The sequence below is a fragment of the Methylobacterium haplocladii genome (genome assembly GCF_007992175.1).
GTDB classification, from domain to species: domain Bacteria; phylum Pseudomonadota; class Alphaproteobacteria; order Rhizobiales; family Beijerinckiaceae; genus Methylobacterium; species Methylobacterium haplocladii.
In genome coordinates this window covers 1-5,681 of sequence record NZ_BJZT01000072.1, presented here as the reverse complement: position 1 = coordinate 5,681, position 5,681 = coordinate 1, and the positions used below count along the sequence as shown (strand labels likewise).

Annotated in this window: 5 protein-coding genes and 1 pseudogene; 3 read left to right on the top strand and 3 right to left on the bottom strand. The window is 55.1% G+C overall.

Annotation, left to right across the window (positions count from 1 at the left end; all coding sequences use genetic code 11):
• The 3 genes from MHA02_RS22515 to MHA02_RS21710 all read left to right on the top strand — a co-directional run.
• Positions 1-221 (top strand): hypothetical protein (locus MHA02_RS22515; protein WP_210245105.1); only part of this gene is annotated, 221 nt, incomplete at its 5' end.
• Positions 222-1,057: 836 nt separating this feature from the next.
• On the top strand, positions 1,058-2,335 hold the full coding sequence (locus tag MHA02_RS21715; protein ID WP_170249438.1) for an acyltransferase family protein: 1,278 nt from the start codon (positions 1,058-1,060) through the stop codon (positions 2,333-2,335).
• 140 nt (positions 2,336-2,475) lie between these two features.
• A complete protein-coding gene (locus MHA02_RS21710; RefSeq protein WP_147082646.1) occupies positions 2,476-3,603 on the top strand; it encodes an acyltransferase family protein in 1,128 nt (375 codons plus the stop codon).
• Here MHA02_RS21710 and MHA02_RS21705 read toward each other — a convergent pair.
• The 3 genes and pseudogenes from MHA02_RS21705 to MHA02_RS21695 all read right to left on the bottom strand — a co-directional run.
• Positions 3,570-4,031, bottom strand: coding sequence for a hypothetical protein (locus MHA02_RS21705; RefSeq protein ID WP_147082644.1), 462 nt, complete (start codon positions 4,029-4,031; stop codon positions 3,570-3,572). The two genes, MHA02_RS21710 and MHA02_RS21705, sit on opposite strands and share 34 nt — an antisense overlap.
• A gap of 102 nt (positions 4,032-4,133) precedes the next feature.
• On the bottom strand, positions 4,134-5,231 hold the full coding sequence (locus MHA02_RS21700) for a heparin lyase I family protein (protein WP_147082642.1): 1,098 nt from the start codon (positions 5,229-5,231) through the stop codon (positions 4,134-4,136).
• A 97-nt stretch (positions 5,232-5,328) separates the two neighbouring features.
• A pseudogene (locus tag MHA02_RS21695) lies at positions 5,329-5,563 on the bottom strand (integrase core domain-containing protein); the annotation flags it as partial.
• Positions 5,564-5,681: the final 118 nt, after the last annotated feature.

Below are 5,681 nucleotides of genomic sequence, written 5' to 3'. Positions count from 1 at the left end.
ACGCCGACGCTCCAGTGGATGGTTTTGTCACCGCCCTAAACACCCTTGTCGACCGCTCCGATATCGAGACCGGCTACGAGTATGTCGACATCTATAAGGACGCCCTCCTCATCCAGGGCTTCGCAGCCGACGAGTTCTCATATCAAGCTCAGCACCTATGCAGGCAAGATCTCCGGCGATGTGACCCCGTCAGGCGTGACGGATGGACTGACTTGGTATGATCTATCTGCAATATATTCAGCTGGTTTTTGAAGATATCGGCGCCTTGACGATTTGAGGAGGCGACCAAATATAGTAAATTTAGGTCGGTTTTAGACGAGCCAAGTTGTCCCTCGACTGATTGACGATGCCTGCCACTGCGAGTCGCATGAGACCCGGGATCTGCGATCGGAATGAGTCCCTGGAGCTGAACACCCGAGAGATCAGCCAGCAAATCCACGAAATTTGCTAGAGTTCGATCCGAGAAGCGGGGCTTCCCGTTTCGCTCAGACGGCTAACCGCTCTCGACTTATCACGGCCTCCCCTGATACGATCTGCCATCAGGCGACCAACCAAAAAGCATTCAAACACAGAGGCTTAGAGCCGTCTCCCGACTGTCGATTAATGAAACTATAGGTTGCATTGTCCAAAACGTCGATCGTTAGAGACGGATTGGAAAAAGATTAGTCGGGATGATCCGCCGCGTGTCCGTGCCGTGATGTCACCGAAAGTCACGGGTCGTCAGCGTGACATATCTCCAGGCGGATCCAATAGGACCAGCTCGGCGATCACTCTCAGCCACTGAAAAAGAGAGTTATACTGTTGACGCAGAATAAACATTTTAGCAGTTTATCCGCTGAATCTACATATTGTCACTGATTTTGTTGGGATCGATTCGGCCAGCGCGCGAATTTAAATTCGTAGAATAATTATCAATCCTATCAATCATGAATCGAATTGATTCCAAAATTCATTTGAAAGACATTGGGTCTCGGCCAAGATTTCACTCTATAGTTCAAGCGCGTCCGCCTGTCAGGCATGCATTCAGGTCGGTGAGATGTGGGGAGGATCCATGCCCATGGCGAGATCTCGCAGCGGGGACGAACGTACAACGTTCGCAGATATCCTCGACACAAATCGAGGAGCCGGACCTGGATTCGACATTCTCCGGCTCGGTTTGGCCATCAGTATTCTCGCGAGCCATTGCTCCGGATTGACTGGTAATAGCGGCTTTCTTTCGCATTTCATTTACGACATCATGCAGAATGTCATATCGCTGGTAAAAGCATCTCCGCTACCGGGCGACCCAAGCTCAATAACCGCATCCGCTGAGCAGATCGTACCCCGCGGCATAACCGGACCTGCGCGACCCTATACATTGTCGCGTGTCCCCATGTTCTTCGCTCTCAGTGGCTTCCTGGTCATGGGCAGTGCGTTTCGAACGAAGAAGGTTCTACCCTTTCTAGGCTTGCGCATCATTCGCATCGTCCCGGCCTTATCGGTTGAGGTCGTGCTCTCGGCGATTGTGTTGGGCGCAATCTACACGTCTTTACCACTACACGACTATTTCTCATCGTCTGGGTTTTATAGTTATTTTCTGAATATATTTGGCGTTGTTCATTACACGCTTCCAGGTGTTTTCGAAAACAACATTTCGCAGGTGGTCAATGGAAATCTTTGGACGTTGCCGGCAGAGTTTTACTCATACGCCATAACTGCGTTTCTCATTTTATCCGGCGTAATGTTCAATCGAAAATTATTTACTATAATTTTCATAACAGCAACTTTGCCGCTCATTGCGATAAATTACGCGACGGGATTCGGTGAGACGCGAATCGGGCTGGATGGGAATGTATCCGTATATTACTTTTTTATGGGCGTATTTTTCTATCTCTGGAAGGACAAGATAGTCTACAATAAATACCTCTTCTTTGCGTCTCTGCTGCTTTCATATTTTTTAATGATGTCTAATCATGCGGTTTTCATATATCCCATATTTTTGACCTATATTACGATATTTATCGGACTGTCGCCCCTGCCGCAGCCGAAGCTGCTGAAGTCCGGTGATTATTCTTACGGTATCTATCTATATGGGTATCCGATATCGCAAGCACTCGTATCATCGCTTCCCATGATTAAGGAGAGTCTGTTTGGGCTTCTCGCGCTCGCCATTATCTTCACCGGGATTTTCTCGGTGTTCTCGTGGCACGTGATCGAGAAGCGTTTCTTGCACCTGAAGAAGTACTTATCTCCGCGGTCCGCTGAAATCTCGGCCGCGCTTCATCCCACAGCCTTGAAGGGAACCGAGGTGCGCGAGGAGGCCATCCCGCAAACCCTGCGCGGATCGGTGCCGTAGATCATGGCAAGCGCGAGAGTAGGCGAAGCTGAAGCTTCGATAGATGCCCGGCAATTCCAGTGGCCGTTCCCGAGCTGTAGGGCGACGCGCGAAAGCGGCTGCAACTGGTCTGTACGTCGTTTCATAGATCGGACTAGATCATGACAGCTGACGCGACAAAGTCGCGATCCCTGCGACTGGCACCATTCGAGGCTACCGGCGGTTTCATTCCCAGTCTGAATGGACTGCGTGCCATCAGTATTATAATCGTTTTTCTATCGCATACTGTGAACAACAAGCTTTTCCCCGGCGGGTTTGGCGTGAGAGTCTTTTTTCTGATCAGTGGGTTTCTAATCGCAAGACTGCTGTATGTGGAATGGCAGCAGAAATCCTCCATTTCATTGAGGTCATTTTATATCAGACGCTTTGTCCGCCTCTATCCTTTGGTGATTATTTATACGGCTGTTATCCTTCTAATATTTGCCTGGAGAGCGCCGGATCAAATCGTATGGCAGGAACCGGCGTCTGCGCTGCTATACTATGCGAATTACTACTACAGCTATCTGAGTCAAATTGGCGGCACGAGCGGGAGCATGCCGTTCGGAACGTTCTGGTCGCTTTCCGTCGAAGAGCACTTCTACATATTTTTTCCAGTGATGTTCGTGCTGCTTCAAGGCGATCCTCGGAGAATGGTGGCGGCATCTTTTGCACTCATTGTGATCTGCTTATTTTTGCGCTGCGCCGTCGCAACGATTTATCCGCAATTGCTACCGACGCACGTATTCTACTTCGAGACGCAGTATCAGATTGACTCGATTGCCGTGGGAGTCGCTCTGGCTTCGCTTTGCGAATACGATGAGGGGCGCAGTTTTCTGAAAAGTCTATTCAGCAGACCAGCAATCGTCCTGGCGGTTGCCATGCTCGTTGCTGGATTTGCAATACGGAGCGAGTTTTTCCGTGAGACCGTTCGCTATACGATCGTAAGTTCTGCTCTTTTCATATTACTTGTCAACATTCTGTTTGCCGACGGGTTTTCGAGGATTCAGTCCGTTTTGAATATACCGATCATGGATTGGATCGGTAGGCTGAGTTACTCGATATATATCTGGCATTTTGCCGTGCGCTCGATGCTTTCTTTCGGCCCGGACCATATCTGGTGGAATGTCGCCCTTTGGACATCGGTGACTTTGGGCGTCTCGGCAGCATCCTATTATTTTATCGAACGCCCGATCTCGGGAATGCGACATCATTTCAGCTATCGTGTCGAGAGACAGCCGGCGACCAGTTGAAACTTGGTCCTGGAGGAAATCGCGGGACGAAGGGCACTGAAGACGGTGATCGCTGCGTTCGATCGGATGGAAGGGGGTAATTCGAGGTCTCCGACCGTCCGGTGTCGTACCGAATTGGAAGATCGCCACGCTCGACAACCCACCCGCCGCTGATCACGCGAGCATAATGTGTCAACGGTCAGCGTGAACGGAAGCTGCGGCGGCGCATGCAGTGAGAGCCCCGAAGGCGTCGGCGCGTAGGCTTCCGCCGGCAGCGGCTCGCCGTCGAGGCGGACGCCCACGAGGTTCTTTTCGTCCCCGTTGAGGACCAGCGGCGCGCCGGCCATACCGGCTGGGTTCGGCCGCAGCGCCAGCACCGCCGTGATCCGGCTCGCGTTGGGGTCGAGGCGAATGTCGAGGTCGACCGTGTCGATGAGATGATCGCTCAATAGGTACTCGTCGAGGCGGATCGTCGGGGGCCGTCTCGGTTTGCATGGGCGGGTCGGACGGTGCAGATGGGCCTCTATCGAGGCCCCGCGCCCGCGCGCGACTCACGGATCGGGCAGGCTGCGCCAGGTCAGGCCGACCGAGACGGCCGGCGGCGTATTGCCGGAGACCTTGCCGGAATAGATGCCGAGCTTGAGGTATGAACCGGTTTGTTGCGGGGCACCGCGGACGGGAAAAGCGTTCTTGAAGATATCGACATATTCGTAGCCGGTCGGGATGTCCGAGCGGTCGACCAGGGCAACGCCGTCCACCCAGACCGAAACCTGTCCGATGTCGCCATGCCCATCGACGACGCGCATCGCGAAGGTGTGCTCCTTTCCCAGTTCGACGTCGGGGAGCGTGCCGAGGACGCGAGTCGGGGAGAACGTCGTCTGTTCGCCGCGCCCGGTCTCGCCGACGACCTGTAGGAACGGCCTGCCGGTCTTCGGATCGGGCAGCATGTCGAGCGCGAACATCGGCGAGGCGTTCACGTAGTTGCCGTCTGCCCGTTTAGTGTCGGCCTGGTGGATCTGGATGATCGAGCACCAATCGGCGCCGGTCAGTCTCGTGGAGGGGTCGATGGAGAACACGCCCTTCAGATCGACTGCCTGCCCCTTCTCGAAGCGGCTGAGGCCAATTAACTCCGTCCGGATCTTGCGTTCCGGGTCGAAGTCGGCACGCTCGCCGGCAGCGGCATGGAACTGTAGGGACCCGTCCGAGCCGTGCTGGATACGCCGCGTCTGCGCGGCCCAGTGTTCCCCGGCGAACTTCACCTTCTCGCCGATCCGCAATTCGCGATAGCTCACGCCAGCAGCCGGTGCCGGCCTGGCATCAGGCCTCGGCCGGTCATCGGAAGCCGGCGACGAGCCCGGCACGAACTGGGCCATGAGCTCAGTGACCTGGGCTTCCGCAGCCGAGAGGTCGGATTGGGCCTGCGCCAGCGCCGCGTCGCCGTTGCCGTCGGTCTGGACGGTGTCGAGGCGTGCCCGAAGCCGTGCAAGCGCGGCATCGCGGGCGGCAATTGCATCGGCCAAGGTCTGGGCCGGCCGGTCACCCTGTTCGAGAAACGCACCAGAGCCGGTTGCGCGACCCTCCGCCGCCTGCGCCGGCATGAGGGGCAAGGCTGCTGCGAGCCCGAGCGCGATGACGAACCAGCCTGCCATCCTGATCTTTCCAGCGCTAAGATGCTCTTGAATAGGCGACCACTAAAACAAGCGACCACTGACCTGACCGTTATTTTGGCCTAAGCCGAATGGGACGTTACTGCATGGTCGCGGACATGGCTAGCCAGAAGGCCAGATTCGGGAAGGTGACAGGCGCAGGGGCGGTAGCGTAGAGACGCGGGCGGCCGGACGCGGGTGTATGTGTTTTGCCAAAGGCCGATCACGATCTGCGCCTCCTTCAACGAATAGAAGATCTCCTGACGCGAAAGCTGGTCTTTGAGCTTGTCGTTGAAGCTCTCATGATCTGACCGGTATTTTGGACCGGGCCAGATGGAAGGCTGCTGCATGGGGGCGAGTGTAGGTAGCCGGAAGGCCAAATCCGGGACCGTGAAAGGCGCTGGCGGCCGTGTTTAGGTCGGTGACAAAACCATCCACTGGAGCGTCGGCATC